The 26,444-nt window shown below is 70.6% G+C and carries 25 protein-coding genes and 4 tRNA genes; 8 read left to right on the forward strand and 21 right to left on the reverse strand.

What is annotated here, in order from left to right; translation table 11 throughout:
• Positions 1 to 37: 37 nt before the first annotated feature.
• The 6 genes from rpoB to rplK all read right to left on the reverse strand — a co-directional run bounded on the left by rpoB (position 38) and on the right by rplK (position 8,137).
• Positions 38 to 3,523, reverse strand: a complete 3,486-nt coding sequence (rpoB, locus tag OG900_16255; GenBank protein WUH91508.1) for a DNA-directed RNA polymerase subunit beta — start codon at positions 3,521 to 3,523, stop codon at positions 38 to 40.
• A gap of 615 nt (positions 3,524 to 4,138) precedes the next feature.
• Complete coding sequence (gene rplL / locus OG900_16260; GenBank protein WUH91509.1) at positions 4,139 to 4,525, reverse strand: 50S ribosomal protein L7/L12; 387 nt, start codon at positions 4,523 to 4,525, stop codon at positions 4,139 to 4,141.
• Positions 4,526 to 4,662: 137 nt separating this feature from the next.
• Positions 4,663 to 5,214, reverse strand: a complete 552-nt coding sequence (gene rplJ, locus OG900_16265) for a 50S ribosomal protein L10 (protein WUH91510.1) — start codon at positions 5,212 to 5,214, stop codon at positions 4,663 to 4,665.
• A 328-nt stretch (positions 5,215 to 5,542) separates the two neighbouring features.
• Positions 5,543 to 6,496 carry a hypothetical protein gene (locus tag OG900_16270; protein ID WUH91511.1) on the reverse strand — a complete coding sequence of 318 codons (954 nt, stop codon included), beginning with the start codon at positions 6,494 to 6,496 and terminating at the stop codon, positions 5,543 to 5,545.
• A 222-nt stretch (positions 6,497 to 6,718) separates the two neighbouring features.
• Positions 6,719 to 7,444 carry a 50S ribosomal protein L1 gene (rplA, locus tag OG900_16275; GenBank protein ID WUH91512.1) on the reverse strand — a complete coding sequence of 242 codons (726 nt, stop codon included), beginning with the start codon at positions 7,442 to 7,444 and terminating at the stop codon, positions 6,719 to 6,721.
• Positions 7,445 to 7,702: 258 nt separating this feature from the next.
• On the reverse strand, positions 7,703 to 8,137 hold the full coding sequence (gene rplK, locus OG900_16280; GenBank protein ID WUH91513.1) for a 50S ribosomal protein L11: 435 nt from the start codon (positions 8,135 to 8,137) through the stop codon (positions 7,703 to 7,705).
• A gap of 277 nt (positions 8,138 to 8,414) precedes the next feature.
• Here rplK and OG900_16285 point away from each other — a divergent pair, with 277 nt between their 5' ends.
• On the forward strand, positions 8,415 to 9,209 hold the full coding sequence (locus OG900_16285; GenBank protein WUH91514.1) for an SGNH/GDSL hydrolase family protein: 795 nt from the start codon (positions 8,415 to 8,417) through the stop codon (positions 9,207 to 9,209).
• Positions 9,210 to 9,284: 75 nt separating this feature from the next.
• Here the strand turns inward: OG900_16285 and nusG are convergent, their stop codons facing one another.
• The 3 genes from nusG to OG900_16300 all read right to left on the reverse strand — a co-directional run bounded on the left by nusG (position 9,285) and on the right by OG900_16300 (position 10,747).
• On the reverse strand, positions 9,285 to 10,160 hold the full coding sequence (nusG, locus tag OG900_16290) for a transcription termination/antitermination protein NusG (protein WUH91515.1): 876 nt from the start codon (positions 10,158 to 10,160) through the stop codon (positions 9,285 to 9,287).
• A 123-nt stretch (positions 10,161 to 10,283) separates the two neighbouring features.
• Positions 10,284 to 10,568, reverse strand: a complete 285-nt coding sequence (secE, locus tag OG900_16295; protein WUH95789.1) for a preprotein translocase subunit SecE — start codon at positions 10,566 to 10,568, stop codon at positions 10,284 to 10,286.
• Between the two features lie 106 nt (positions 10,569 to 10,674).
• Positions 10,675 to 10,747: transfer RNA gene (locus tag OG900_16300), tRNA-Trp, on the reverse strand.
• Between the two features lie 234 nt (positions 10,748 to 10,981).
• Here OG900_16300 and OG900_16305 point away from each other — a divergent pair.
• The gene (locus OG900_16305) at positions 10,982 to 12,220 is read left to right on the forward strand and encodes a pyridoxal phosphate-dependent aminotransferase (protein WUH91516.1); all 1,239 of its coding nucleotides are present in this window, start codon (positions 10,982 to 10,984) and stop codon (positions 12,218 to 12,220) included.
• A gap of 143 nt (positions 12,221 to 12,363) precedes the next feature.
• On the forward strand, positions 12,364 to 13,413 hold the full coding sequence (locus OG900_16310) for an adenosine deaminase (protein ID WUH91517.1): 1,050 nt from the start codon (positions 12,364 to 12,366) through the stop codon (positions 13,411 to 13,413).
• 140 nt (positions 13,414 to 13,553) lie between these two features.
• Here OG900_16310 and OG900_16315 read toward each other — a convergent pair whose 3' ends face one another.
• From OG900_16315 to OG900_16325, 3 genes are all read right to left on the reverse strand, one after another.
• Positions 13,554 to 15,368 (reverse strand): helix-turn-helix domain-containing protein, encoded by a 1,815-nt coding sequence (locus tag OG900_16315; protein ID WUH91518.1) that lies wholly within the window; start codon positions 15,366 to 15,368, stop codon positions 13,554 to 13,556.
• A 10-nt stretch (positions 15,369 to 15,378) separates the two neighbouring features.
• Positions 15,379 to 16,419, reverse strand: coding sequence for a UDP-N-acetylmuramate dehydrogenase (locus OG900_16320; protein ID WUH91519.1), 1,041 nt, complete (start codon positions 16,417 to 16,419; stop codon positions 15,379 to 15,381).
• Positions 16,420 to 16,878: 459 nt separating this feature from the next.
• Positions 16,879 to 17,463, reverse strand: coding sequence for a TetR/AcrR family transcriptional regulator (locus OG900_16325; protein WUH91520.1), 585 nt, complete (start codon positions 17,461 to 17,463; stop codon positions 16,879 to 16,881).
• Between the two features lie 79 nt (positions 17,464 to 17,542).
• Here OG900_16325 and OG900_16330 point away from each other — a divergent pair, with 79 nt between their 5' ends.
• Positions 17,543 to 18,322 (forward strand): SDR family oxidoreductase, encoded by a 780-nt coding sequence (locus tag OG900_16330; GenBank protein WUH91521.1) that lies wholly within the window; start codon positions 17,543 to 17,545, stop codon positions 18,320 to 18,322.
• A 133-nt stretch (positions 18,323 to 18,455) separates the two neighbouring features.
• On the opposite strand, the gene OG900_16335 is transcribed toward OG900_16330, so the two are convergent.
• From OG900_16335 to OG900_16365, 7 genes are all read right to left on the reverse strand, one after another.
• Entirely contained in the window at positions 18,456 to 19,895 is a 1,440-nt protein-coding gene (locus OG900_16335) for a DHA2 family efflux MFS transporter permease subunit (protein ID WUH91522.1), read from the reverse strand.
• Between the two features lie 132 nt (positions 19,896 to 20,027).
• A complete protein-coding gene (locus OG900_16340; protein WUH91523.1) occupies positions 20,028 to 20,582 on the reverse strand; it encodes a TetR/AcrR family transcriptional regulator in 555 nt (184 codons plus the stop codon).
• Between the two features lie 106 nt (positions 20,583 to 20,688).
• Positions 20,689 to 21,117, reverse strand: coding sequence for a MaoC family dehydratase (locus tag OG900_16345; GenBank protein WUH91524.1), 429 nt, complete (start codon positions 21,115 to 21,117; stop codon positions 20,689 to 20,691).
• On the reverse strand, positions 21,114 to 21,584 hold the full coding sequence (locus OG900_16350) for a MaoC family dehydratase N-terminal domain-containing protein (GenBank protein ID WUH91525.1): 471 nt from the start codon (positions 21,582 to 21,584) through the stop codon (positions 21,114 to 21,116). The genes OG900_16345 and OG900_16350 overlap by 4 nt, the downstream gene beginning before the upstream one ends.
• Before the next feature lie 176 nt (positions 21,585 to 21,760).
• Positions 21,761 to 21,925 carry a 50S ribosomal protein L33 gene (rpmG, locus tag OG900_16355; GenBank protein WUH91526.1) on the reverse strand — a complete coding sequence of 55 codons (165 nt, stop codon included), beginning with the start codon at positions 21,923 to 21,925 and terminating at the stop codon, positions 21,761 to 21,763.
• Positions 21,926 to 22,008: 83 nt separating this feature from the next.
• Positions 22,009 to 22,081 (reverse strand) — tRNA-Met (locus OG900_16360).
• 46 nt (positions 22,082 to 22,127) lie between these two features.
• Positions 22,128 to 22,200: transfer RNA gene (locus OG900_16365), tRNA-Thr, on the reverse strand.
• A 344-nt stretch (positions 22,201 to 22,544) separates the two neighbouring features.
• On the opposite strand from OG900_16365, the gene OG900_16370 reads away from it, so the two are divergent.
• Positions 22,545 to 23,807 carry a hydrolase gene (locus tag OG900_16370; GenBank protein ID WUH91527.1) on the forward strand — a complete coding sequence of 421 codons (1,263 nt, stop codon included), beginning with the start codon at positions 22,545 to 22,547 and terminating at the stop codon, positions 23,805 to 23,807.
• A 54-nt stretch (positions 23,808 to 23,861) separates the two neighbouring features.
• Positions 23,862 to 24,518: an NAD(P)H-binding protein gene (locus OG900_16375; protein WUH91528.1), complete on the forward strand. Its 657-nt coding sequence runs from the start codon at positions 23,862 to 23,864 to the stop codon at positions 24,516 to 24,518.
• 52 nt (positions 24,519 to 24,570) lie between these two features.
• Here the strand turns inward: OG900_16375 and OG900_16380 are convergent, their stop codons facing one another.
• Positions 24,571 to 25,158 (reverse strand): TetR/AcrR family transcriptional regulator, encoded by a 588-nt coding sequence (locus OG900_16380; GenBank protein WUH91529.1) that lies wholly within the window; start codon positions 25,156 to 25,158, stop codon positions 24,571 to 24,573.
• Between the two features lie 95 nt (positions 25,159 to 25,253).
• On the opposite strand from OG900_16380, the gene OG900_16385 reads away from it, so the two are divergent.
• Positions 25,254 to 25,694: a nuclear transport factor 2 family protein gene (locus tag OG900_16385; GenBank protein WUH91530.1), complete on the forward strand. Its 441-nt coding sequence runs from the start codon at positions 25,254 to 25,256 to the stop codon at positions 25,692 to 25,694.
• Positions 25,695 to 25,752: 58 nt separating this feature from the next.
• On the forward strand, positions 25,753 to 25,932 hold the full coding sequence (locus tag OG900_16390) for a hypothetical protein (protein ID WUH91531.1): 180 nt from the start codon (positions 25,753 to 25,755) through the stop codon (positions 25,930 to 25,932).
• Between the two features lie 296 nt (positions 25,933 to 26,228).
• Here OG900_16390 and OG900_16395 read toward each other — a convergent pair.
• Positions 26,229 to 26,310, reverse strand: a tRNA-Tyr gene (locus OG900_16395).
• Positions 26,311 to 26,444 lie beyond the last annotated feature (134 nt).

A 26,444-nucleotide genomic window follows, 5' to 3' on the forward strand; every position in this document is an offset into this window, starting at 1 on the left:
CGGGCTCCCCTTCCAAAGGGGTCCGGGCGGCAACCCGTCAGACCTCTTCGACGCTGCTCGGCTCGCGCCGGGACAGGTCGATTCCGAGCTCTTCCGCGGCGCGGAACACGTCCTCGTCGGTGTCGCGCATCTCGATGGACATGCCGTCCGAGGACAGCACCTCCACGTTGAGGCACAGCGACTGCATTTCCTTGATGAGCACCTTGAAGGACTCGGGAATGCCGGGCTCGGGGATGTTCTCGCCCTTGACGATGGCCTCGTAGACCTTCACGCGGCCGAGAACGTCGTCGGACTTGATGGTCAGCAGCTCCTGGAGCGCGTAGGCGGCGCCGTACGCCTCCAGCGCCCACACCTCCATCTCGCCGAATCGCTGCCCGCCGAACTGCGCCTTACCACCGAGCGGCTGCTGGGTGATCATCGAGTACGGACCGGTGGAGCGGGCGTGGAGCTTGTCGTCCACCAGGTGGTGCAGCTTCAGGATGTACATGTAACCGATCGAGACCGGCTCGGGGAACGGCTCGCCGGAGCGGCCGTCGAAGAGCCGTGCCTTGCCGGACGGCAGCACCATGCGGTCGCCGTCGCGGTTCGGGACCGTGGACTCGAACAGTCCGCGGATCTCGTCCTCCCGGGCGCCGTCGAAGACCGGCGTCGCCACGTTGGTGCCGGGCTCGACCCGGTGGGCGTCGATCGCCTCCAGGCGGCGGGCCCACTCGTCGGCGACACCGGAGACGTCCCAGCCCTGCTTGGCCAGCCAGCCGAGGTGGATCTCCAGCACCTGTCCCGGGTTCATCCGGGACGGGACGCCGAGCGGGTTGAGGATGATGTCGACCGGGCTGCCGTCCTCCAGGAACGGCATGTCCTCGACGGGGAGGATCTTGGAGATGACGCCCTTGTTGCCGTGGCGTCCGGCGAGCTTGTCGCCGTCGGTGATCTTCCGCTTCTGCGCCACGTACACGCGCACCAGCTGGTTCACACCGGGCGGCAGCTCGTCGCCCTCCTCGCGGTCGAAGACCCGGACGCCGATGATCTTGCCGACCTCGCCGTGCGGGACCTTGAGGGAGGTGTCGCGGACCTCGCGGGCCTTCTCGCCGAAGATCGCCCGCAGCAGCCGCTCCTCCGGGGTCAGCTCGGTCTCGCCCTTCGGGGTGACCTTGCCGACCAGGATGTCGCCGGCGACCACGTCGGCGCCGATCCGGATGATGCCGCGCTCGTCCAGGTCCGCCAGGACCTCCTCGGAGACGTTCGGGATGTCCCGGGTGATCTCCTCGGGGCCGAGCTTGGTGTCACGGGCGTCGACCTCGTGCTCCTCGATGTGGATCGAGGACAGGACGTCGTCCTGCACGAGGCGCTGCGACAGGATGATCGCGTCCTCGTAGTTGTGGCCCTCCCACGGCATGAACGCGACCAGCAGGTTCTTGCCGAGCGCCATCTCGCCGGCCTCGGTCGACGGACCGTCGACCAGCACCTGGCCCACGACGACCCGGTCGCCCTCGTTGACGACGACCTTCTGGTTGAAGGACGTGCCCTGGTTGGAGCGGGAGAACTTCGCGACCCGGTAGGTGGTGTACGTGCCGTCGTCGTTGGTCACCGTGACGTAGTCGGCGGAGACCTCCTGGACCACACCGTCCTTCTCGGCCTTGATCACGTCGCCGGCGTCGACCGCGCAGCGGTACTCCATGCCGGTGCCGACCAGCGGCGCCTCGGCCTTGATCAGCGGCACGGCCTGGCGCATCATGTTCGCGCCCATCAGGGCGCGGTTGGCGTCGTCGTGCTCCAGGAACGGGATCATCGCGGTCGCGACCGACACCATCTGGCGCGGCGAGACGTCCATGTAGTCGACGTCGTCACCGGGGATGTAGTCGATCTCGCCGCCGCGGCGGCGGACCAGCACGCGGGACTCGGCGTACCGCATGTCCTCGGTCAGCGGCGCGTTGGCCTGCGCGATGACGAAGCGGTCCTCCTCGTCGGCGGTCAGGTAGTCGACGTCGTCGGTGACGACGCCCTCGACGACCTTGCGGTACGGCGTCTCGATGAAGCCGAACGCGTTGACCCGGCCGTAGGAGGCCAGCGAGCCGATCAGACCGATGTTCGGGCCTTCCGGCGTCTCGATCGGGCACATGCGGCCGTAGTGCGACGGGTGCACGTCGCGGACCTCGAAGCCGGCCCGCTCACGGGACAGACCACCGGGGCCCAGCGCGTTGAGGCGGCGCTTGTGGGTCAGGCCCGACAGCGGGTTCGTCTGGTCCATGAACTGCGACAGCTGGCTGGTGCCGAAGAACTCCTTGATGGAGGCGACGACCGGCCGGATGTTGATCAGGGTCTGCGGCGTGATCGCCTCGACGTCCTGAGTGGTCATGCGCTCGCGCACAACACGTTCCATACGGGCGAGACCCGTACGGACCTGGTTCTGGATCAGCTCGCCGACGTTGCGGATGCGGCGGTTGCCGAAGTGGTCGATGTCGTCGGTCTCGACCATGATCGAGCGGCCCGACTCGCCGACCGTCTCGGTCTCACCGGCGTGCAGCTTCACCAGGTACTTGATCGTGGCGAGGATGTCGTCGGTGGTGAGCACGCCGGCGTCCAGCGGCTCGTCGGCGCCGAGCTTCTTGTTGACCTTGTAGCGGCCGACCTTCGCCAGGTCGTAGCGCTTCGGGTTGAAGTAGAGGTTCTCCAGCAGCGTCTGGGCGGCCTCCTTGGTCGGCGGCTCGCCCGGACGCAGCTTGCGGTAGATGTCGAGCAGCGCGTCGTCCTGGCCCTGGGTGTGGTCCTTCTCCAGGGTGGCGCGCATCGACTCGTACTCGCCGAACTCCTCCAGGATCTGCTCGGTGCTCCAGCCCAGCGCCTTGAGCAGCACCGTGACCGACTGCTTGCGCTTGCGGTCGATGCGGACACCGACCATGTCGCGCTTGTCGATCTCCATCTCCAGCCAGGCACCCCGGGAGGGGATGATCTTGGCCGAGAAGATGTCCTTGTCGGACGTCTTGTCGATGGAGCTGTCGAAGTAGACGCCGGGCGAGCGGACCAGCTGCGAGACGACGACACGCTCGGTGCCGTTGATGCAGAAGGTGCCCTTGTTGGTCATCAGCGGGAAGTCGCCCATGAAGACCGTCTGGGACTTGATCTCGCCGGTTTCGTTGTTGGTGAACTCGGCGGTGACGAAGAGCGGGGCGCCGTACGTGAAGTCGCGCTCCTTGCACTCGTCGAGCGAGTTCTTCGGCGGCTCGAACCGGTGGTCACGGAAAGTGAGCGACATCGACCCGGAGAAGTCCTCGATCGGGGAGATCTCCTCGAAGATCTCCTCAAGACCTGACTTCCTGGGGACGTCCTGCCCGCTGTCCAGGGCCGCCTCGACCCGAGCCTTCCACGCGGCATTGCCGAGCAGCCAGTCAAAGCTCTCGGTCTGAAGCGCGAGGAGGTTCGGAACTTCGAGCGGTTCACGGATCTTCGCGAAGGAGATACGCAGCGGAGCGGTGCTTGCGCCGGTGTTCGAATTGGTGGTCGAGGCGTTGCGCGAGGCGGCCAAGAGGGGGTCCTTCCGAGGGCTCGGACTCACTACGCGCGTACCGGTCCGCCCCTGAGGACCAGAAGAAAACCCTGATGACGGGCCCCTTCAGCAGCTCTCAGACGTGGGCATGCTCCTGGTGACGGGCCAGGCAGCAGCTAACAGGCAGCGCAAAGGGTCAGTGTAGCCACTTGGCACACTGATGTCCAGAGCTGTGATTCGGAGTACCGAATCGTCGCCCCCTCTGCCCGTCTGGCGGGTCCCAGCCTCGGAACCTGGAACCGCGTCCGTCAACCCTGCCGTCGTGCTGCGTCCTGCTGCATAGCCATGCATTCCCGCATCGCCGCCGATCCATGCATCGGACCTCGACCGAACCTGGACCGAAGTCCCCGGCGGTCTGCGGCGCGTCCTGAGAATTGCGCGCCGCGTGCCATACGTCAAGGCCCCAGCCCTGCGGACGTGCTCTCAGCAGGAGGAACACACTACCCGGGGGGTACGACAGCGACACGGCGGCCCGCCGCCGGAGCCGGGAACGACCGAGGGCGGCCACCCTTTCGGGTGGCCGCCCTGCGGCGGGTGGAGCAGAAGCTCCGAGGTGTCACCTGGGTGACAGGGTGCTGCTCGGGTAACAGGGTGTTACTTGACCTCGACCGAGGCGCCGGCGGCCTTGAGCGACTCGGCGCCCTTCTCCGCGGCCTCCTTGGTGACCTTCTCCAGGACGGGCTTGGGAGCGCCGTCCACGAGGTCCTTGGCCTCCTTCAGGCCCAGCGAGGTCAGCTCACGCACAACCTTGATGACCTGGATCTTCTTCTCGCCGGCGCCGGTGAGGATGACGTCGAACTCGTCCTGCTCCTCGACGGCGTCCGCGACGACACCCGGGCCCGCGGGGCCGGCGACGGCGACCGGGGCGGCGGCCGTGACGTCGAACTTGTCCTCGAAGGCCTTCACGAACTCGGCGAGCTCGATGAGGGTGAGGGTCTCGAACTGGGCGAGCAGTTCGTCCTGGGTGAGCTTGGTCGCCATGATGGCGGTCCTTCCACTAAATCGGCAGGTGCCGGATGTACAAGTCGGCGGGCGTACGGTCGGCCCGCGTCGGCCGGTGCCTGATGGCGCCGACCCGCGACCGGTGCCCTGCGGCACCGGTCATCGTGCGAGCCGAATTACTCGGCACCGCCCTGCTCGGCCTCGCCCTGCTCGGCCTCGGCCTTCTTGGCCCGAAGCGCCTCCGCGGTGCGGACGAACTTCGACGGGAGCGCCTGGAAGAGCGCGGCAGTCTGCGACTGCTTGGCCTTCATGGCACCCGCCAGCTTGGCGAGCAGAACCTCGCGGGACTCGAGGTCCGCGAGCTTCTTGATCTCGTCGGCGGACAGCGCCTTGCCGTCAAGGACACCGCCCTTGATGACGAGAGCGGGGTTGTCCTTGGCGAAGTCGCGCAGACCCTTCGCCGCCTCGACCGGGTCACCGGTCACGAAGGCGACAGCGGACGGACCCGCGAACAGGTCGTCCAGCTGGTTGATCCCGGCCTCGTTGGCCGCGATCTTGGTCAGCGTGTTCTTCACCACGGCGTACGTGGCGTTCTCACCGAGCGAACGGCGCAGCGTCTTGAGCTGCGCCACGGTGAGACCGCGGTACTCGGTCAGCACAGCGGCGTTCGAGGAGCGGAACTGATCCGTCAACTCGGCAACCGCGGCAGCCTTGTCAGGCCTCGCCATGAGTCTCGGCCTCCTTCCGGGGTGATTGCGGACCGCACGGAATTGAAGGAGGTGACGTGGCAAAAACGAACGCCCCGGCGCAGGCGCACGGGGCGTGACTCAACGAATCCCTCTCGGGCTCCGGAGATCATCCACGAATCACCTGCGCGGGCCGTCCGCATCCAGCGGATCCTTCGGTCGTCCCGCCCTTTTCGGGGCACGACGACGACCAGCGGTCTTTGGCTTCCCGGGAAGCGTACGGGACCGCGGCCCCGCGGAGCAAATCGCCCGCGGGGCCGTCGGCGGTCCCGGCCGTACCAGCCGCTCTGGCCGCGCTGAGGGCTAGCCCTCAGTTGTCCTGCGCCTTGTTCATCGCGTCGCCGAAGTCGACGGTGTCGGACGCGGCCGGCGGCGTGGCGGTCACCGCGGTGCCGAAGTCCGAGTAGAAGGTGGTCGTCTTCATCACGCCGGCCTTGGTGTCCGCCTTCACGACGGCCTCCACCGGGAGGTTGTCCTTCGACACCCACAGGTCGACGGTCTCCGAGGAGACACCGGCCTTCGTCAGGGTGTCCTTCAGCTGCGACTGCTCCGCGGCGCTCAGACCCGTGCCCGTGCCCCCGAGCATCGCCTGGACGTCGATCGTGGCCGTGTAGTGCGTGGTCCGCACGCCCCTGACCGTCTCGGTCCCGACGACCCGGCTGTCCGGCGCCGCCAGCGCCACGTCCACGCTCTTGACCGGGTTGTTGTTCTGGATCGAGTCCTTCATGTACGACCCCGCGACATCGCTGAGCTTGCCCATGTCGTCGTAGCCGTACCTGACCCAGTGCTTGCCGCCGAACTGCGCGGCCATCGCGGACCCCAGGTTCACGTAATACGCGTCCGGCAGGTACCGCGCGCTCATCGTGGTCGGCGCACCGGCCTCCCGCAGCGACTCCGCCGCGCTGCCGCCGGTGTACGTGATCCCCATGGTGCCGACCAGGCCGTGCCGCCAGTCGATCGCGCCCTTGCTGGTGATCGACATCGTGCTGCCGATCGAGATGTCCGACTCGACCTTCGCGGAGTGCACGCCGGTGGTGGTCTTCTTGACCAGGTCCAGCGCGTTGACCGCGTGCGCGGCCCCCGACAGCGGCGAGTCCTTGTGGTCGGTGCTCTGCGGCGCTCCTGTGGCGGTCGGCTCGTCCTTCGACTTGTCCCCCGCCGACGTCCCCAGCGGCCCGCAGGCCGCGAGCGCCAGCACCGACGCGACGGCGACGCCGGCCGCCGCCGCACCCTTGATCCCCGTGATCCCCTTGGTCCTGCGCATGACCCATCCCCCCTCACGGGGACCACACGCCCCCGTTGAACCAGCGGAACACTAACGCACGCCGCTGACAAGCCCGTACGGCGGTTTGTGGCACGGCTGTTGCCCTCGCGGAGCCGTCGTTGCGGCCCTCGCGGAGGGCCCTCCTGGGGCGCCGGGAACGCGAGACGCCCCGCACCGCCCGGGGAACCGGGGGTGCGGGGCGCCGGGGTTCGCTCCCGGGCGTCAGATCGACGCCGGGTCCTCCTCGACCAGGAGGTTGCGGGTGCGGTTGGGGTCGATCTGGATGCCGGGGCCCATGGTGGTGGACACGGCAGCCTTCTTGACGTAGCGACCCTTGGCCGCGGACGGCTTGAGCCGCAGGATCTCGTCCAGCGCCGCTGCGTAGTTCTCCACCAGCAGGGTCTCGTCGAAGGAGACCTTGCCGATGATGAAGTGCAGGTTGGAGTGCTTGTCGACGCGGAATTCGATCTTGCCGCCCTTGATCTCGGTGACCGCCTTCGCCACGTCGGGCGTCACGGTGCCGGTCTTCGGGTTCGGCATCAGACCACGCGGGCCGAGGACGCGGCCGAGGCGGCCGACCTTGCCCATGAGGTCCGGGGTGGCGACGACGGCGTCGAAGTCCAGCCGGCCCTTCGCCACCTCGTCGATGAGTTCGTCGGAGCCGACGATGTCGGCTCCCGCGGCTTCCGCGGCCGCAGCACGGTCACCGGTCGCGAAGACCAGGACCCGGGCGGTCTTGCCGGTGCCGTGCGGAAGGTTCACGGTGCCACGGACCATCTGGTCGGCCTTGCGCGGGTCGACACCCAGGCGGAAGGCGACCTCGACGGTCGAGTCGAACTTGGTGGTCGCGGTGTCCTTGGCGAGACGGACAGCCTCCAGGGGCGCGTACAGGCGCTCCTGGTCGATCTTGGCGTCCGCAGCGCGGAGAGACTTGCTGCGCTTGCTCACGTGCGTGCTCCTGTTGTCGTGACGGAGTCGTGGTGCGGGCCGAGCCGGCCCTTCCACAGTGGTGCCTTGGCGTGGACGTCAGCCCTCGCCGTTTTTCGCTCGGGCTTCCTGCTCACTCGCTTCGCGGACGGCCTCGTACCTCGGCCGGCCACTGCGCGAGCTCGGGCGTCAGCCCTTGCCTTTCCCTGCTCTGGCTTCCTGCTCACTCGCTTCGCGGACGGCCTCGTACCTCGGCCGGCCACTGCGCGAGCTCGGGCGTCAGCCCTCGACGGTGATGCCCATCGAACGGGCCGTGCCCGCGATGATCTTCTCGGCGGCGTCGAGGTCGTTCGCGTTCAGGTCGGGGAGCTTCGTCGTGGCGATCTCCCGCACCTGCGCGCGGCTGAGCTTGGCGACCTTCTTGACGTGCGGCTCGCCGGAGCCCTTGTCCACACCCGCGGCCTTCAGGATCAGCTTGGCCGCCGGCGGCGTCTTGGTGATGAAGGTGAAGGAGCGGTCGTCGTAGACCGTGATCTCCACCGGGATCACCATGCCGCGCTGCGACTCGGTCGCCGCGTTGTAGGCCTTGCAGAATTCCATGATGTTCACGCCGTGCTGACCCAGCGCGGGTCCGACCGGCGGAGCCGGGTTGGCCGCACCGGCGTTGATCTGGAGCTTGATCAGCCCCGTGACCTTCTTCTTCTTGGGAGGCATTGCTCTCTCCGGGTCCTGTTGAGAGTTTTTCCGTGCCTGCGAGCAGGCATACCGCACCACGATAGCGGGTAATGGGCCCGGCCCTGAAATCCGCGGGCCCGGGAGGGCGCCGGCCGGCCACTCAAGTCGTCCTCCGGCTCACCCGATGCACCCGTAACAGCGCCGGCGGTAGCTGAAATTCCGGTCTACGCGGGAAGAATTCTTGGCATGAACACTTCCCGTGGTGGGCTACTGGCTGGTACCAAGTTGGGGCAGCGTTCCCCCACTTGGAGGTTCCGTGAGACTGACCAGGCCTTTCGCCGCCATCGCCGCACTTGCGTCCGCCCTCGTGAGCGCGCTGGTGCTGACCGGTCCCGCACAAGCCGCCGGACCGGCGTACGTCGCACTCGGGGACTCGTACTCCGCCGGGAACGGTGCCGGCAACTACATCAGCTCCAGCGGCGACTGCCACCGCAGCAACAGCGCGTACCCGGCGCTGTGGGCCAGTGCCCACAGCCCTGCCTCCTTCACCTTCGCCGCCTGCTCCGGCGCGGTGACCAGCGACGTGACGGGCAGCCAGCTCGGCGGGCTCAACTCCTCCACCGGCCTGGTCACCATCACCATCGGCGGCAACGACGCCGGCTTCTCCGACGTCATCACCACCTGCGTGACCGGCTCCGACAGCACCTGCGTCAACCGGGTCAACACCGCCGAGGCCTTCGTCAGGAGCACCCTGCCCGGACGCCTCGACACCGTCTACAACGCCATCCACGCCAAGGCGCCCAACGCCCACGTCGTCGTCCTGGGCTACCCGGACATCTACACCCTCAACGTCTTCTGCATCGGGCTCAGCGCCACCAAGCACCAGAAGATCGACGAGGCGGCCGACGTCCTCGACACCACCACCGCCTCCGTCGCGGCCGCCCACGGCTTCAGCTTCGGCGACGTCCGCTCCACCTTCAAGGGCCACGAACTCTGCTCGGGCGACGACTACCTGCACTCCCTGGTCATCTCCCCGACCTGGGAGTCCTACCACCCCACCGCCACCGGCCACTCGGCCGGCTACCTCCCGGTCCTGAACGCCAACGACTGACCGGCGCCCCCTCCGCACGCGTCTGAGCCCCCGCTCCCATGACGGGAGCGGGGGCTCAGACGTGAGTCGAAAGCGTCAGTTCTTCTGGATCTGGTCGAAGCTGAGCTCGACCGGGGTCTCGCGGCCGAAGATCTCGACCAGGCCCTTGACCTTCTTCGAGTCGGGGTTGATCTCGTTGATCGTGGCCTGGAGGGTGGCGAAGGGGCCGTCGGTGACGGTGACCGAGTCGCCGACCTCGAAGTCCAGGACCTGGACCTCGACCTTGCGGGGCTGGGCGGTGCCCTCGGCGATGGCCGCGGCCTCGGCGGCCGCCTCGACCTCGGGGGCGAGCATCTTCACGATCTCGTCCAGGGTCAGCGGATACGGGTCGTAGGCATTGCCCACGAAGCCGGTCACGCCGGGGGTGTTGCGGACGACGCCCCAGGACTCGTTCGTCAGGTCCATGCGGACCAGGACGTAGCCGGGGAGCTTGTTCTGCCGGATGGTCTTGCGGTCGCCGTTCTTGATCTGAACGACTTCCTCCTGCGGGACCTCGGCCTGGTAGACGTACTCCTCGACATTCAGCGAGACGGCACGCTGCTCCAGGTTGGACTTCACCCGGTTCTCGTAGCCCGCGTAGGTGTGGATCACATACCACTCGCCGGGGAGCGTACGAAGCTCCTCGCGGAAGGCCGCCACCGCGTCCACCGGGGTGAGGGGGGCCGCGGCCTCTTCCTCGTCCTCTTCTTCGGACTCGCCCTCTTCGGACTCGCCCTCTTCGGACTCGCCCGCAGCCTCTTCGGACTCGTCCTCTTCCGACTCGTGGACGGCGGCCTGCTCGGCGGATTCTTCCTCGGCCAGGTCGGCGGCAGCCGGCTGGTCGACGTCGCCGTCGGCGGCCTCGACGATGTCGAGCGCGGTTTCGGCGCTCTCGACGGACTCGTCGGCGTCGTACACGTTCGGGTCAGACACGGTGACTGCTTCTTCCTGACTTCAAAGGTGGCACTGCGGGCGGGGCGGCCAGCGGCCTGCACCCTCCGCGCGGACTGGCGGGACCCAGGGACCAGCGGCCCGGGGACCCAGCCGGAGGACGGCTCAGCCGAAAACGGCGGAAATAAGCTTCCCGAAGCCCCAGTCAACCACGGCCACGAACCCGATGACGACCACAACGAAGACAATCACCACAGTGGTGTACGTGGTGAGGTCGTTGCGGGTGGGCCAGACGACCTTGCGGAGCTCCGCAATGATCTGGCGGTAGAAAAGCGCGAGGCGACCGAGCGGGCCCTTCTTGCCGCGCTTGCCACCGCGGCGGGGCTTCCGGTCGGAGTCCTTGTCGTCCTGAGTCGCGTCAGGCTCAGGGACCTCGATGGAGTCCGTGATCTCAGTCACTCGTCCTCACCTGACTCCGGGTCGTGGCCGTGCCGCGCCCGTCGCGCGGTACGGCGAGTGCTTATCTGCCTGCCCACGTCCAGGTCGGACGTGTGAGCAGGGCCGGAGGGACTTGAACCCCCAACCGCTGGTTTTGGAGACCAGTGCTCTACCAATTGAGCTACGACCCTTCGACAGACACTCCCAACGTACCGCAGGCGACATCGCCGGGAGGGCCATCGACGGTTGAGTGTACGTGTTCTGACGCTCCCCGTCGAACGCCTTGCACCGGAGTCCCTTCCGACCCGCGGAAGATCAGCTGCGGATCACCAGGAATCGGGGTCAAACCCCGGCCCGGCGGGCAAACTCCTGTGCGCTGCCGAACCCCGGTGCCGGGCGGCCCCGGTCTCTGGGAGCATGCAGTCATGAGCGCAGCCACTCCCTCCGTACCCCCCGCAAGCGACCGGCGGGTGTCGGTCCGCATCGGCTCGATCTCCGAGTCCGCCACCCTCGCCGTGGACGCCAAGGCCAAGGCCCTCAAGGCCGCCGGGCGCCCGGTGATCGGCTTCGGCGCCGGCGAGCCGGACTTCCCGACACCCGGCTACATCGTCGACGCCGCCGCCGACGCCTGCCGCAACCCGAAGTACCACCGCTACACCCCGGCCGGCGGGCTGCCGGAGCTGAAGGCGGCCATCGCCGCCAAGACGCTCCGCGACTCGGGGTACGAGGTCGACGCCTCGCAGGTGCTGGTCACCAACGGCGGCAAGCAGGCCATCTACGAGGCCTTCGCCGCCGTGCTCGACCCGGGCGACGAGGTCATCGTGCCCGCTCCGTACTGGACCACCTACCCTGAGTCGATCCGGCTCGCGGGCGGCGTCCCCGTCGAGGTCGTGGCCGACGAGACCACCGGCTACCGGGTCACGCTGGAGCAGTTGGAGGCGGCCCGCACCGAGCGGACGAAGGTGCTGCTCTTCGTCTCGCCGTCCAACCCCACCGGCGCCGTCTACAGCCGCGAGGACACCGAGGCGATCGGCCGCTGGGCCGTCGAGCACGGGCTGTGGGTCCTCACCGACGAGATCTACGAGCACCTCGTCTACGGCGACGCCACCTTCACCTCGATGCCCGCGCTCGTCCCCGAACTGCGCGACAAGTGCATCGTCGTCAACGGTGTGGCCAAGACGTACGCCATGACCGGCTGGCGGGTCGGGTGGATCGTCGGCCCCAAGGACGTCGTCAAGGCCGCGACCAACCTCCAGTCGCACGCCACCTCGAACGTGAACAACGTGGCCCAGGTCGCGGCCCTGGCCGCCGTCACCGGCAACCTCGACGCGGTCGCCGAGATGCGCACCGCCTTCGACCGCCGCCGCCAGACCATCGTGCGGATGCTCAACGAGATCGACGGCGTCGTCTGCCCCACCCCCGAGGGCGCCTTCTACGTCTACCCGTCGGTGAAGGCCCTGCTCGGCAAGGAGATCCGCGGCAAGCGCCCGGCCACCTCCGTGGACCTGGCCGCCCTCATCCTGGACGAGGCCGAGGTCGCGGTCGTCCCCGGCGAGGCCTTCGGCACCCCCGGCTACCTCCGGCTCAGCTACGCGCTCGGCGACGAGGACCTCGTCGAGGGCGTCTCGCGGCTGCAGAAGCTGCTGGGCGAGGCCACGCACTGACCTGGCGGTCGGCCCCGCGACCGTTCCGGTTCCGCGGTCGCCGGCCCCGCGGTCGTCCGCCCGTGGTCGTCCGCCTGTACGGGCAAGCCCCCGTTCGGAGAAACTGGTTCCGAGCGGGGGCTGACCTATAGCAGGATCTTGGAATGGCAAGCGACGTACGTACGAGGTCGGACCCGCGCGCGGGCGGCCGGGACATCCGGCACCTCCCCAAGGCACACCTCCACCTGCACTTCACCGGCTCCATGCGCCCGGCCACCCTCCTGGAGCTGGCCGACAAGCACGGTGTGCACCTGCCCGAGGCGCTCACCTCGGGCGAGCCGCCGAAGCTGCGGGCCACCGACGAGCGCGGCTGGTTCCGCTTCCAGCGGCTCTACGACTCCGCCCGCTCCTGCCTGCGCACCCCGGAGGACATACACCGGCTCGTGCGCGAGGCCGCGCAGGAGGACGCCGCCGACGGCTCCGGCTGGCTGGAGATCCAGGTCGACCCGACCTCGTACGCCCCCCGGCTCGGCGGGCTCATCCCCACCATGGAGATCATCCTCGACGCGGTCCACACCGCCTCCCGCGACACCGGCGTCGGCATGGCCGTCGTGGTCGCCGCGAACCGCATGAAGCACCCGCTGGACGCCCGCACGCTGGCCAGGCTCGCGGTCCGCTACGCCGACCAGGGCGTCGTCGGCTTCGGCCTGTCCAACGACGAACGCCGGGGCCTGGCACGCGACTTCGACCGCGCCTTCGCCATCGCCCGGGAGGGCGGGCTGCTCGCCGCCCCGCACGGCGGCGAACTCTCCGGGCCCGCCAGCGTCCGCGACTGCCTTGACGACCTCGGCGCGCAGCGCGTCGGCCACGGCGTGCGCGCCGCCGAGGACCCGCGGCTGGTCCGCCGCCTCGCCGAGTCCGGCGTCACCTGCGAGGTCTGCCCGGCGTCCAACGTCGCCCTGGGCGTCTACGACAAGCCCGAGGACGTCCCGCTGCGTTTCCTCTACGACGCCGGCGTCCCGATGGCCCTCGGCGCCGACGACCCCCTCCTCTTCGGCTCCCGCCTGGCCGCCCAGTACGAAATCGCCCGGGACGTCCACGGCTTCACCGACCAGGAACTGGCGGAACTGGCCCGCCAGTCGGTCCGCGCCTCCCGCGCCCCGGAGGACGTCCGCGACCGGATGCTGGCCGGCATCGACACCTGGGCGCACTGACGCGCTCCCCGCGCTCGCGGGCGCTCCGGGTGCCCCCCGGGTCTCGCCCGCCCCCCGCCGATCCGGGCGAGACCCCCGGCAAACAAGGAATCACGCGGACCGCCCCTCGCGCACCTGCCCCGGTGCACAGGGGGCGCTCCCTATGCACATCCGGTGTCCAAGGTGAGCGCCCGGGTGATGTGTGCCGCCAGGGCGAGGTCGTGCACCCCGCACACCCCGTTCGCGGACTCCGCGGTCGCGCCCTGCGGCTCGGGGTGGGAGACCAGGGGCTGGCGCACCTGCGCCTCGGCCCTGCGTACCCGGGCCGCCACCGTCTTGGGGTGCACCCCCAGACGCGCCGCCGCGCTCGGCGTGTGCTGGCCGGATTCGATCCACGTCACCACCGTCGGCAGCAAGTCCCCGTCCAACCGGCCGAGATACTCCTCGGCCCAGCGCCGCGGCCCGGCGCCCGCCAGCAGCTCGTCGAGATCGGGCGCCGGTCCCTGCGCCGCCCCGCCCAGGTCCAGCCGCACGATCCGCAGCGCCAGGTCGAGCCGTATCCGGTCGGCGAGCCGGGCGAGGTCCAGGCCGAGCAGCTGCCCCACCGTCTCCGCCCGCTGCCGCACCGTATTGCGGTGGAAACCGGCCAGGCGTGCCGCGCCTATCGGGCCGTACGCCAGCCACATCCGCATCCCGTCCAGCCACTCCGCCCGCCGGGCGGGCGGCCAGGTGTCCAGCGGGGCCAGCAGCGCCGCCGCCCACCGGGCCGCTGCCGCGGGCGGCAGGACGCGTACGAGGTCGATGTCGGGCGTGAAGACCGCGAAGCGGTCCGCATGGGTGCCGGCCGCCGCCAGCGCCCGTGTCGCCTCGCCGTGCGCGTCTGCGACGCCGTCCAGCGGCGCCGGGCGGCTCGCCCCGAGCCGGAAGCCCTCCCGGCGGGTCACCAGGTCGCGCAGCAGCGCCTCCGTGGGCGCGTCGGGGGTCGCGACGATGATCACCTGGTCCTCGTCCACCGGGCAGCCGACGACGAGCCCCGCGTCGCCCAGATGGTAGTGGCACGCCGACACCAGCGTGTCCCTGTGCGCGGCCCGGCCGCCCACCACGTAGACGCGTACGCCGTCCGCGTCGAGCACCGCCGGGCTCATCCCCAGCGGGTGCGCCGCCCGCCTGGCGGCCAGCACCTGGCCCGACATCAGCATCTGCAGGACCGAGGAGCGTATCGGCGCCCGCTCGCCTTCCACCGCGGCCCGCAGCCGCAGCCACGACGACAGCAGCAGCTCGGCCATCGTCACCGCCTCCGTGGCCGGCTGCGGCCAGCCGGCCGACCGTGCCCGCGCCACCGCCAGCACATCGTGGGGCGCCGCCGGGCCGAGGGCGTACAGCCGTACGTTCCACGCCCCCACGTCCGCCGTCGCGGCCTGCGTCGTGCCGTCGGTCAGCGCGGCGACCCGGTCGGCGGGCAGCGTCAGGCCGCCGGTGAGAGGCGGCGGCGGGCGGTGCGGGGCGAGCAGGACGGCCTGGCCGTCGGTCATCCGCGCCAGCCAGCGCAAGACGCCGGCCGCGGTGCCGGGTGCCGTCGAGAGCTGCTTGGCGCACTCCAGCAGCTCCTGGGCGCGGCGGCCCGCCGCCGCTTCCTGGTCGGCGAGCAGCTGCGCCAGCCGCGGCACCGTGCAGGTCCCCGGGTCCGCCAGCAGCACCGGCAGCCGGTGCCGGGCGGCGGCGGCCAGCATCCCGGGCGGCGCCGGTTCGCCGACGGCCAGTGCCGCCGCCCCGCCCTGCGCGAGTGCCCGCAGGTCGGGCTCCTGGCCCGGCGCCAGTACGGCCAGCACGTCGCGCCAGCCGCGCTCGCGGGCCGGGGCGTCCGCCGGGTCGGCCGGCCACACCCCCGCGACCTGGCGGTCGCCCTCGCCCGGCACCTGCCCGGTGCGGCGGAGCCGGTCGGGCGCCGAGCTGATCAGCGTGTCGAGGGTGGGCACGGGCTCGGGGTCAGAGCCGCACGCCGACCATCACCGGTTCGTTCACCAGCGTCACGCCGAAGGCCGCGTGGACGCCGTCGCGTACCTCGCGGGCCAGGGTGAGCAGGTCGTCGGTGGTGGCGGCGCCGCGGTTGGTCAGCGCGAGCGTGTGCTTGCCGGAGATGCGGGCCGGGCCCGTGCCGTAGCCCTTCGTGAAGCCCGCCTTGTCGATCAGCCAGGCCGCGGACGTCTTCGTGCGCTCACCCTCCGCCGGGTAGGCCGGCGGTGCCGCGTCCGCCCCCAGGCGGTCGTGGACGCGGTCCAGGAACGCGGCGAATTCGGCGGCGGTCAGCACCGGGTTGGTGAAGAAGGAGCCGGCCGACCAGGTGTCGTGGTCGGCCTCGTCCAGCACCATGCCCTTGCTCGCGCGCAGCCCGAGCACCGTCGCGCTGGCCTTGTCCAGCGGCACCCGCTCGCCGGGCTCGACGCCGAGCGTACGGGCGGTCTCCGCGTATTTGAGCGGCGCGGACAGGCCGCCGGCGTCCTCCAGCGCGAAGCGCACGCGCAGCACGACGTAGCGGGCCGGGTCCTCCTTGAAGCGGCTGCTGCGGTAGGAGAAGGCGCACTCGGCGGCGGGGAGGGTGACCGTCTCGGCGGTCCTGCGGTCGTAGGCGAGGACGTCGGTGATGGTGCTGGAGACTTCCTGGCCGTAGGCGCCGACGTTCTGGATCGGGGTCGCGCCGGCCGAGCCGGGGATGCCGGCCAGGCACTCGACGCCCGCCAGGCCCGCGCGTACGGTCGCGGCCACGGCGTCGCTCCAGGGCTCGCCGGCGGCGAGTTCGAGGGTCGTGCCGCGGAGGGTGGCGCCCTGGGTGGCGATGCGGACGGCGGTGCCGTCGAAGCCCTCGTCGGCGATGAGGAGGTTGCTGCCGCCGCCGATGAGGAGGACGGGCTCGCCGCGGGAGTCGGCGTCGCGGACGGCGGCGACGAGGTCGGCGTCCGTGCGGGCCGTGAGCAGGCGGGTGGCGGGGCCGCCGAGGCGGAGGGTGGTGTACGCGGCGAGAGGGTGCACGGGGTCAGCTTATTTGGGCCGGGGGCCGGGGGTTCCGGCGGAGGGGGGCGAAATTAGCATATTTACGGCGCGGCACCCTCCTGCGTCAACGGCACCCACTTCCGAGCGCCACAAATATACGAACAATTTCGCCCCCCTCCCCCTCCACCCCCGGCCCCCTCCGTCTTCCTCGGCGCGCCCGCCCGCTCCGGTGGCCTCGTCGGCCCCTCCGCTCCGGCGACTCCGTCGACCCCTCCGCTCCGGCGACTCCCGTGGGGCAGTTCGCTCCGGTGGCTTCGGTGGGCCCGTTCGCTCCGGTGCTTCGGCGGGCCCGTTCGCTCCGGTGGCTCCCGTGGGCCCGGTGACTCCGGTGTCCGTCAGCCCCTCCGCTCCGGCGACTCCCGTGGGGCCGTTCGCTCCGGTGGCTTCGGTGGGGTACGCCGTCCGCGGGTGGCGCGCGCCGGTCTGCCGGCCCCAGGGTCAGGAAACCGGCAGTGCGATGCTGTCGATCGCGGCTTCGGCGATTCGGTTCCTGGTCTTCACGTCGACCCCCGCCTTGGCGAGCGCTTCCAGCCCTCGATGCGTGGTGAGGATCAGTCCGCCGAGCGCCTCGGCGTCGGCGGCCGGGTCCAGGTGCCCGGCGCGCTGCGCCTGCTCGACAAGCCGGCGGCAGCTGTCGAGCAGCATCTCGTACGCGGCGAGCGACCTGCTCGCGACGGCGTCGTCCTCCGACGCCAGTTCGGCCGTCGCCTTGGCCAGCAGGCAGCCAGGCTGACCGGTGTGGCCGTCCGGCGCCGTGAGCCATCCGCGGAGGCGGTCGAGGGCCTGGTCCTCCGGGCCTTCGAGCATGGCCGCGGCAACCTCGTCGGAGTCCGCGCAGTAATCCTCGAATATTCGCTGGAACAGCGCCTTCTTGTCGCCGAACGCGCCGTAGAGGCTTCCCTTGCTGAGCCCTGTCGCGCGGGAGAGATCGTCGACCGAGGTGCCGTGGTAGCCGGTTTCAGTGAACTGCCGGCGCGCGGTGGTCAGGACGTCTTGCTCGCTGAATTTCCGTGGTCGCCCCATGGCTCCAGGGTATGCCGTTCTGAACCATCGGTCCAAATCTTCTGGACGTTCCGTTCCAGAACCCTGTATAGTGGACCGTATGTTCAGAACTAGCATCTCACCCGACACCACCGAGTTCGCAGGAAAGCGCGCGATCGTCACGGGAGGCAGCCGCGGGATCGGCGCGGCCATCGTGCAGCGGTTGCTCGACGGCGGCGCGAAGGTCGTCACCACGGCGCGTAACGCCTCCGACGAGACGCCGAAGGCCGCCACCTTCATCCGGGGCGACATCGGCACCCTCGCGGGCGTGCAGGCATTCACCGCGGCAGCGCTCGACGAGCTCGGCGGCGTCGACATCGTGGTCAACAACGCGGCGGCGGCGCGCGCCCACATCGGGGGCGTCTCGTCCATCCCCGACGAGGAGTGGCTCGACGCGCTCGACCTCAACTACCTGTCCGCCGTGAGGGTCAACAACGCGCTGCTGCCGGCGCTGCGCGAGGCCGGGCCGGGCGGCGTGATCGTCAACATCTCGTCGGGAGCGGCCCTCACGCCGCCGCCGCCGCTGGCTCACTACGGTGCCGCCAAGGCCGCCCTCAACGCCTACAGCAAAGCGCTCGCCTCCGAGCTCGCGCCTGCCGGAATCCGCGTCACCACGATCATCCCCGGCAATGTGCTCACCCCGGGCGCCGACGCGATCCGCCAGAATTTCGCCGACGCGATGGACGTCCCGCTTGCCGCCACCACAGCGGGCATCCCCCTGGGTCGTCCCGGAGACCCGCGCGACATCGCCGAGGCCGTCGCCTACCTCGCGTCGGACCGGGCCCAGTGGGTCACCGGCGTAAGCCTGACAGTCGACGGCGGTGAACTCCCCGTCATCTAGCTCCGGTTCGGTCAGCCGCTCGTACGGCCCGCGGCGACCCCGGCGGCGCGAGATCCGTCCCGCGCCGCCGGGCAAGGGAAAGGGGCGGGTGGGCGGGGGAAGCACCCCGGCCACCCGCCCCGGACGGGGAAGGTCAGGCCACCGGCTGGAGGGACGCCGCGTCCGCCTTGGCCGCGGCACCCGGCCGCCCGGCGGAGCTCCTCGGGAGCAGGAGCGCAGCGACGAGCGCGGCCGCCAGAACCCCCGCCCCGACCCACAGCGCCGGGGTGAGACCGGCCACGTACTGTGCACCGGACCCGTAGCCGCCCTGGGCCGCGAAGATCGAGCCGAGCACGGCGATCCCGAGCGCTCCCCCCACCTCGCGCAGCGCGTTGTTGGCCCCGGAGGCGATGCCCTGCTCACCGGGCGAGACGCTGGACATGACCAGGCTGGTCGCCGGTGCGATGAAGAGCGCCATCCCGGCCCCCGAGAGGATGAGCGCGGGCAGCTGGGCGACGTAGGACACGTCGGGCGAGAGGATCAGCGCGAACCACCCGAGGCCGATGGCCTGGAGCGCGAGCCCGGCGGCGACGACGGGCCGGCCGCCGATGCGGTCGGAGAGGAAGCCGGCGACGGGCGCGACGAGCATCGGCATTCCGGTCCAGGGCAGCATGCGCAGGCCGGCCTGGGTCGGGGTGTAGCCGAGCACGGTCTGCAGGAACTGGCTGAGCAGGAAGATCGACCCGAACATCCCGGCGAACATCAGTGCGCTGGAGACGTTGATGGCGGTGAAGTGCCGTCCGCGGAAGAGCCGCATGGGCAGGATCGGGTTGCGGGCGGTCATGCCGTGCCGGACGAAGGCCAGGACGAGCACGGCGCCGCCGATCAGTCCGGCGAGGACACGGGCGCTGGTCCAGCCGTGGGAGGTGGCGTTGACCAGCGCGAAGACGATCCCGAAGAGGCCGAGGCTGATCAGTACGGTGCCGCGGCCGTCGATGCGCGCACCGGGCGCGGTGGACTCGGCGAGGCGGAGCCGGGCGAGCGGGATCAGGAGCAGGCCGATCGGGACGTTCAGCCAGAAGATCCACTGCCAGGAGATGTGTTCGGTGAGGCTGCCGCCGATGAGCGGTCCCGAGGCGACGGCGAGTCCGTTGACGGCGCCCCAGATGCCGAAGGCGGCACCGCGGCGTTCGGCGGGGACGGCCGCGCTGAGCAGGGTGAGGGTGAGCGGCATCATGATGGCCGCGCCGACGCCTTGGACGGCCCGGAAGGCGATGAGTTCGTTGATGCCGGGGGCCAGGGCCGCGGCGGCGGACGCCCCGGTGAAGATCGACAGGCCGGTGATGAAGAGCTTGCGGCGGCCGAAGCGGTCGCCGAGGGACGCGCCGAACATCAGGAGTACGGCGAAGGTGAGCGTGTAGGCGTTCACTGTCCATTCGAGGTCGGACAGCGCGCCGCCCAGGTCCTTGCGGATGGAGGGCAGTGCGGTGGTGACGACGAGGTTGTCCAGGGCCGCCATGAATCCGGCGACGCTGGTGATCACAAGCGCCCAGGCCGCCGTGGCAGGCCTACGAGTGTCGGTGTGCTGGTCCATTGCCGTGCTCTCCTTACTCCCCATACGGGTCGCTCCCCTGGCGGGTTGCTTCCGTCAACTCTGGTTAGTTATTGATGACTAACTTCTGCGGGCGAAAAAAATGGCCGGCCACCGCAAAGGGCCGGCACTCGGTCACTTCGGCCTGACGGTTTCGTAGAAGCCCTCCCAGATCCGGTGGCCTGCGGGGAAACCCAGCGACACCAGCGTGTTCACGAGCATCCCGTAGGCCAGGAAGGTCGTGGTCTCGTCGACGTCCGCACCGAGGGCGAGCTGGACCGAGTCCCACAGGTCCTGCCAGGACGCCCGCACCGCCTCGCCGAAGGCGTGGTCCCCGGCCGCCTCGGCCGAGGCCACCGCGACGTACGTCTGCATCTGCATCAGCAGCCGCTCCGGGTCCTCGTGGATCATCCGCTGGTAGGCGGCGCCCATCGCCTTGAGCTTCTCGTCCTGCGGCACATCGGCGGCCGCCTCGGCGAACAGCTCGCGGGTGCCGTCGATGCAGCGCCGGGACGCGGCGAGGAAGATGGCCTGCTTGTTCGGGAAGAGCCGGAAGAGGTACGGCTGCGAGACGCCCACCCGGCGGGCGATCGCCTCGGTGGACGTGCCGTTGTAACCGCTGTGCGCGAACTCACTCATCGCCGCGCGGATGACGCTCTCGCGTCGCTCTTCTGCGCTCATCCTGACCATGGGTAAAAAGTTAGTGGCCAATCACTACCTTGTCAACCGCAGCGAGCGGAGAGCGCGGTAAGGACCGCCCACCAGGGGTGGGCGGTCCTTACCTTCGTTCCGTTGCTCAGGCGAGCCTGACCACCGCACGGGACATGCCGAGCACCTTCTGACCTGCGGACATCGCCACCAGGTCGACCCGGACCAGGTTGTCGTCCAGCTTGACGGCGACCTTCGCGGTGACCTCGATCAGCGCGCCCTCGTCGTCGTTCGGCACGACGACCGGCTTGGTGAAGCGCACGCCGTAGTCGACGACCGCACCCGGGTCGCCGACCCAGTCCGTGACCACGCGGGCCGCGGACGCCATGGTGAACATGCCGTGCGCGATCACATCGGGCAGCCCGACCGAGCGGGCGAACTTCTCGTTCCAGTGGATCGGGTTGAAGTCGCCGGACGCGCCCGCGTACTGCACCAGCGTCGCCCTGCTGACGGGGAAGCTCCGGGCGGGCAGCTCCGTGCCGACCTCGACCTCGTCATATGCCACGGTGGCCGTCATCGGACCTCTCCGTCCTGTGCCGGCTCGGCCGCGCGGGCGACCAGCTTGGTCCAGGCGGTCACCACGTGCTCGCCCGACTCGTCGTGGACCTCGCCGCGGACGTCGAGGATGTCGTTGCCCGCGAGGGACTTGACCGTCTCGATCGTGGACGTGACGGTGAGCCGGTCCCCGGCCCGTACCGGGCGGGTGTAGGCGAACTTCTGGTCGCCGTGCACCACCCGGCTGTAGTCGAGCCCCAGTTCCGGGTCGGAGATGACCAGGCCCGCCGCCTTGTACGTGATCGCGAAGGCGAAAGTCGGCGGCGCGATCACATCCGGGTGACCGAACGCCTTCGCGGCCTCCGGGTCCGTGTACGCCGGATTCGGGTCGCCGATCGCCTCGGCGAACTCGCGGATCTTCTCCCTGCCCACCTCGTAGGCGGGAGTGGGCGGATAGCTCCGCCCGACGAAGGACTGGTCCAGAGCCATCGGCACCTCGGATGTGCGGCAGGTCGGCAGATGAGGGAGTGCGGGGGTGGGTGGCGGCAGCCGGTGACGGTGGGGGTCACCGGGCCCGCAAAGCACCGCGAGACCGCCCCCAGTGTGCGACGGGGACGGCCTCGCGGTTACGGCCTTGGTACTGCTGCTGTTGTTGCGAAGGGGCGTCAGCGCGTCTCGCGGTGCGCGGTGTGCGCGTTGCAACGCGGGCAGTGCTTCTTCATCTCAAGACGGTCCGGGTCGTTACGCCGGTTCTTCTTGGTGATGTAATTCCGCTCCTTGCACTCCACGCAGGCCAGCGTGATCTTCGGGCGGACGTCGGTGGCGGCCACGTGAGTGCTCCTTGACGAACGGGTAGATGAACACAGAAAGAGTAGCCGATCGAGGGACCGATCCCGCAATCGGCTACGCAGAGTAGCGGCGACCGGACTTGAACCGGTGACACAGCGATTATGAGCCGCTTGCTCTACCGACTGAGCTACGCCGCTTCGACGAACCGACCCCCGCCGGTACGGCGGGGACCCGATCCATCAGAGCCCCAATACGGAATCGAACCGTAGACCTTCTCCTTACCATGGAGACGCTCTACCGACTGAGCTATTGGGGCGAGCGAGGAAGACATTACACGGTCCGCTGCGATACGTGAAATCCGTATCCGGCAGGGCACATCGGGCTCAGCGGACACCCGCACCGTCCGGCGCATCAGTACGACTAATGCACTCGTCCCGGGTGTCCTACCGCCGCTTACCGGACGCGCGCGTGGCCGACCCCTAGGCTCGACCATGCGTGATCATCCCGTGATTCCGGCGATCACAGGGGGCCGCGGAGTCCCGTGTCCCACGCTTCAGCCCTCAGCCACTGTCTCCCCGCCTTCAAGCCCAGCCTCCACTGCCTCCGCACCGGCCCGCTCCCGTCCCCGGGCGGGAGGCACCCCAGCACCGGAGGAGCGCGATGACCGACAGCCCGCCGCGCGGCACCGCCGCCGAGACCGCCACCCTGCTGCTGTGCGGCGCCCGACTCACCGACGGGCGGACCGTCGACGTCCGGCTGAGCGGGCCGCGGATCGAGGCCGTCGGCACCGCGGGCAGCCTCGCGGCGCCGGGGGCCGCCGGCCGCGATCAGGGTGCCGGGACCCGCATCGACCTGCGCGGTTATCTGCTGCTGCCGGCGCCCGCCGAGCCGCACGCCCACCTCGACCTCGCCCTGACCGCGGCCTCGGACGGGCCCCCGGCGGGCGACGTCGCCGACGTCCAGCGCCGCGCCACCGAGGCGGCCCTGCTCCAGCTCGGGCACGGTGCGACGGCCGTACGCAGCCACGTACGGGTCGGCGGCGTCCACGGGCTGCGCTCCCTCGAAGCGGTGCTCCAGGCCAGGCGGGCGCTGCGCGGCCTGATCGACGTCCACGCCGTCGCCGTACCGCGGCTGTTGACCGGGGCCGCCGGCGCCGACGGGCTCGATGTGCTGCGGGACGCGCTGAAGATGGGCGCCTCCGCGGTCGGCGGCTGCCCCGACCTCGATCCCGACCCCAGCGGTCACGCCGAGGCCGTCATCGCCCTCGCCGCGGAATTCGGCGTGCCGGTCGACCTGCACACCGCCGCCGGCGAACCGGCCCGGCTGGCCCGGCTCGCCGCCATGGCCGGCGGCCTGCGCCCCGGCGTCACCCTCGGCCCTTGCCACGGGCTCGGTGCATTGCCGCCGGACGCGGCAATGTGCGCAGCCGAACGGCTCGCGGCGGCAGGGATCTCCGTCGTCACCCTGCCGCAGGGCGGCTGCGGCGGCCTGGAGTCGGTCCGCCGAGGCGCCGCGGGCCTGCACACACCCGTACGCCTGCTGCGCCGCGCGGGGGTCCCCGTCGCGGCGGGCAGCGGCGCGCTCGCCGACTTCGCCAACCCGGTGGGGCGCGGCGACCCCCTGGAGGCCGCCTTCTTGCTCGCCTCGTACGGCGAGTGCGACCCCCTGCGCTCCTACGATCTGATCAGCACTCAGGCCCGCGCCGTCCTCGGCCTTCCCGAGGTCCGCGTGGAGGCCGGCTTCCCGGCCGAACTGCTCGCCGTCCGCGGCGACACAGTCGAGGGCGTCCTCGCGCTCGCCTACAGCCGCATCGTCATCCACCACGGCCGCGTCGTCTCCCGCACCAGCGCGGTCCGCGAGTATTGCGACACCTCCACCGACCCCGCACTCGACCTCCCCCGCCAGGCACACCGCGAGGCGTGAGCGGACCGGCGTGCCCTCACTCCTCCCCCGCCCCGCGCGACGTACCGTCGGACAATGCGCACCGTAATTGCCGGCGGCCACGGCCAGATCGCCCTGCGCCTTGAGCGCCTCCTCTCCGCCCGAGGGGACTCCGTGGCCGGACTGATCAGGAATCCGGCCCAGGCCGACGACCTCAGGCAGGCCGGCGCCGAAGCCGTCGTCCTGGACCTGGAGTCGGCGACCGCCGACGCCGTGGCGGCCGCCCTGGCCGGCGCGGACGCCGCCGTCTTCGCCGCGGGCGCGGGGGCGGGCAGCGGGGTGGACCGGAAGCAGACCGTCGACCGCGACGCGGCCGTACTGCTCGCGGACGCGGCCGAGCAGGCGGGCGTACGCCGCTTCCTGGTCGTGTCGTCCATGGGCGCGGACGCGGACTCGTCGTACGAGGAGCCGGTTTTCCGGGCGTATCTGCGGGCGAAGGGCGCCGCGGACGACGCGATCCGGGCACGTGAGTCCCTGGCCTGGACGATCCTGCGCCCGGGCGGGCTGACGGACGACCCGGGCACGGGGCGGGTGAACCTGTCCGCGGGCAGCACGGGCCGCGGCTCGGTGCCGCGGGACGACGTCGCCGCCGTCCTGCTCGCACTGCTGGACGCGCCGGCGACCGCGGGGCTGACGCTGGAGCTGATCTCCGGGGACACCGAGATCGCCACGGCGGTCGGGCGGCTCGCCTGACGCGGGCGGAGTCCGGGAGGCGGGATTCGCCGCGCCGCCGCCCGGCTTCGCCTCACCCGGCGGGCGGGGCGAAGCCCTGGCGCATGATCGCCAGCAGCCGCCGTGCGTGGACCGCGTCGGCCGCGGTCATGGCGGCGCCGCTGACCAGTGCGAGCAGGTCGCCGACGGCGAGGTCGCCGCGTACGGCCCCGGCGGCGCGCGCCCGCGCGAGCAGCCCGTCGGCAGTCGACCTCATCGACTCGTGCCAGCGCTCGAAGAGTTCCGTGCGCCGCTCGTCGGGCCCCTCGGTGACCGCGAGTGCCAGCGTGCGCTTGGTGGCGACGTGGACGACGAAGTCGTCCAGCCAGGCGAAGAGGGCGTCACCCGGCGGGTGTCGCTCCGCCAGGAGGCCGGCCCCCTGGCACAGTTCGGCGACCTCGTCGGCGTAGACGGCCACGAGCAGGTCGCCGCGGGTGGGGAAGTGCCGGTAGAGCGTGGCATTGCCGAGCCCTGCCCCCCGGGCCACCTCGTCGAGCGCGACGTCCGGCCCCTCCTGCGCGAAGAGCCGCTTCGCGGCGGCGAGCAGCAGCTCCGCATTGCGGGCCGCGTCCGCCCTGCGGGCCCGATGGGGTACGGGTGCCGGTCCGCCGCCATGTGCCACTGGTTTCTCCACGGGTTGAGAAGTGGGGAGGTCCCCACTAATCTACCGAAAGATAAATGGGGACTTCCCCGTATCGCCGCTTCGAGGGGGAACCGATGGCACTGACCCACGAGGACCGGACGGCCGTCACCGACCTGATCGCGATGCACGGCCACCTGGTCGACAGCGGGCGCTTCGACCTGATGGACGAGCTGTTCACCCCCGACGCCGTCTACGACCTCACCGACTTCGGCCAGCCGCCCCTGCACGGCCTGGCCGCCGTCCGCGACGCGGCCCTCGCCCTGGGCGACCGCAACCCGCTCGGCCACCACGTCACCAACACCGTCCTGACCGAAGTCGCCGACGGCCGCGTCCGCGCCCTGTCCAAGGGCATCGCCGTCACCACGACCGGCACCTGCGGCACCGTCACCTACGACGACACCGTCACCCGCACCCCGGCCGGCTGGCGCATCACCCACCGCAAGGTCCTCGCCCACCGCACCCCCCTGGGCGTGACCGGCCTGCTCCCGACGTCCGATGGACACACATTCGGGTGATCTGCCCGGCGTGGCGCACCACGTACCGCCACGGCGCCCGCACCGTGAGGATCAGCGGATGATCGGCGACAGCGTGGACCATCCGCGGTGTGGCGGGAGGTGTGCCGTGGTCTTCAACGGATTGTGGCGGACAGTGCAGCGGGCGATCGAATCGCAGGAGATGACAGTCCGGCTGATCGCCATCCTGATCACCATGGGCGCCTGCGCCGCCCTCTTCGCCTGGCTCTGGCGCACCTGACCCGGCCCGATCGTCAGACGAAAGCGGTCGCGGCGAAGGAGCCCCCCTCCACGCTGACGGTGCGCCAGTACGAGCCGGGGCGAACGCTGGGGCACCCGACGCAGGTACCGGCGGAAACCGGTGGCCTGGAAGGTGAGGCCGCCTTCGAGGCCCCAGACATCCTCGAACACGAGCGTGGAGGGCGCGATCCCAGTGGTAAACGGCGGGCCGGGGTCCGGGTGGGATCCGGGCGCCCCCGGGCCGGGCAAAACAAAGGTCCCCGACCTGCATCGCTGCAGGTCAGGGACCTCTCCATGTGGCGGCACGTGGATTCGAACCACGGTAGGCTAAGCCGACGGATTTACAGTCCGCTCCCATTGGCCGCTCGGGCATACCGCCATGGAATGACGCCCCGGACATGGACCGCTGTGCGCGGTGGTCTGTGGCGACGACGTAAACGATACCCGATGCGCAGGGGTGGTTCGCCACTGGATTGATCAGCGCGCTGGGGGGTGCGCGGTGGCTAGGGTGGT

The sequence above is a fragment of the Streptomyces sp. NBC_00433 genome, from assembly GCA_036015235.1.
Taxonomy (GTDB): Bacteria; Actinomycetota; Actinomycetes; order Streptomycetales; family Streptomycetaceae; genus Actinacidiphila.

What these genes read in the sequence shown, in the direction of transcription:
- rplL (WUH91509.1), bottom strand. Translation starts at nt 4,525, where the DNA reads ATGGCGACCAAGCTCACCCAGGACGAACTGCTCGCCCAGTTCGAGACC.
- rplJ (WUH91510.1), bottom strand. Translation starts at nt 5,214, where the DNA reads ATGGCGAGGCCTGACAAGGCTGCCGCGGTTGCCGAGTTGACGGATCAG.
- OG900_16270 (WUH91511.1), bottom strand. Translation starts at nt 6,496, where the DNA reads ATGCGCAGGACCAAGGGGATCACGGGGATCAAGGGTGCGGCGGCGGCC.
- rplK (WUH91513.1), bottom strand. Translation starts at nt 8,137, where the DNA reads ATGCCTCCCAAGAAGAAGAAGGTCACGGGGCTGATCAAGCTCCAGATC.
- OG900_16305 (WUH91516.1), top strand. Translation starts at nt 10,982, where the DNA reads ATGAGCGCAGCCACTCCCTCCGTACCCCCCGCAAGCGACCGGCGGGTG.
- OG900_16310 (WUH91517.1), top strand. Translation starts at nt 12,364, where the DNA reads ATGGCAAGCGACGTACGTACGAGGTCGGACCCGCGCGCGGGCGGCCGG.
- OG900_16325 (WUH91520.1), bottom strand. Translation starts at nt 17,463, where the DNA reads ATGGGGCGACCACGGAAATTCAGCGAGCAAGACGTCCTGACCACCGCG.
- OG900_16330 (WUH91521.1), top strand. Translation starts at nt 17,543, where the DNA reads ATGTTCAGAACTAGCATCTCACCCGACACCACCGAGTTCGCAGGAAAG.
- OG900_16335 (WUH91522.1), bottom strand. Translation starts at nt 19,895, where the DNA reads ATGGACCAGCACACCGACACTCGTAGGCCTGCCACGGCGGCCTGGGCG.
- OG900_16340 (WUH91523.1), bottom strand. Translation starts at nt 20,582, where the DNA reads ATGGTCAGGATGAGCGCAGAAGAGCGACGCGAGAGCGTCATCCGCGCG.
- OG900_16345 (WUH91524.1), bottom strand. Translation starts at nt 21,117, where the DNA reads ATGACGGCCACCGTGGCATATGACGAGGTCGAGGTCGGCACGGAGCTG.
- OG900_16350 (WUH91525.1), bottom strand. Translation starts at nt 21,584, where the DNA reads ATGGCTCTGGACCAGTCCTTCGTCGGGCGGAGCTATCCGCCCACTCCC.
- OG900_16370 (WUH91527.1), top strand. Translation starts at nt 22,545, where the DNA reads ATGACCGACAGCCCGCCGCGCGGCACCGCCGCCGAGACCGCCACCCTG.
- OG900_16375 (WUH91528.1), top strand. Translation starts at nt 23,862, where the DNA reads ATGCGCACCGTAATTGCCGGCGGCCACGGCCAGATCGCCCTGCGCCTT.
- OG900_16385 (WUH91530.1), top strand. Translation starts at nt 25,254, where the DNA reads ATGGCACTGACCCACGAGGACCGGACGGCCGTCACCGACCTGATCGCG.
- OG900_16390 (WUH91531.1), top strand. Translation starts at nt 25,753, where the DNA reads ATGATCGGCGACAGCGTGGACCATCCGCGGTGTGGCGGGAGGTGTGCC.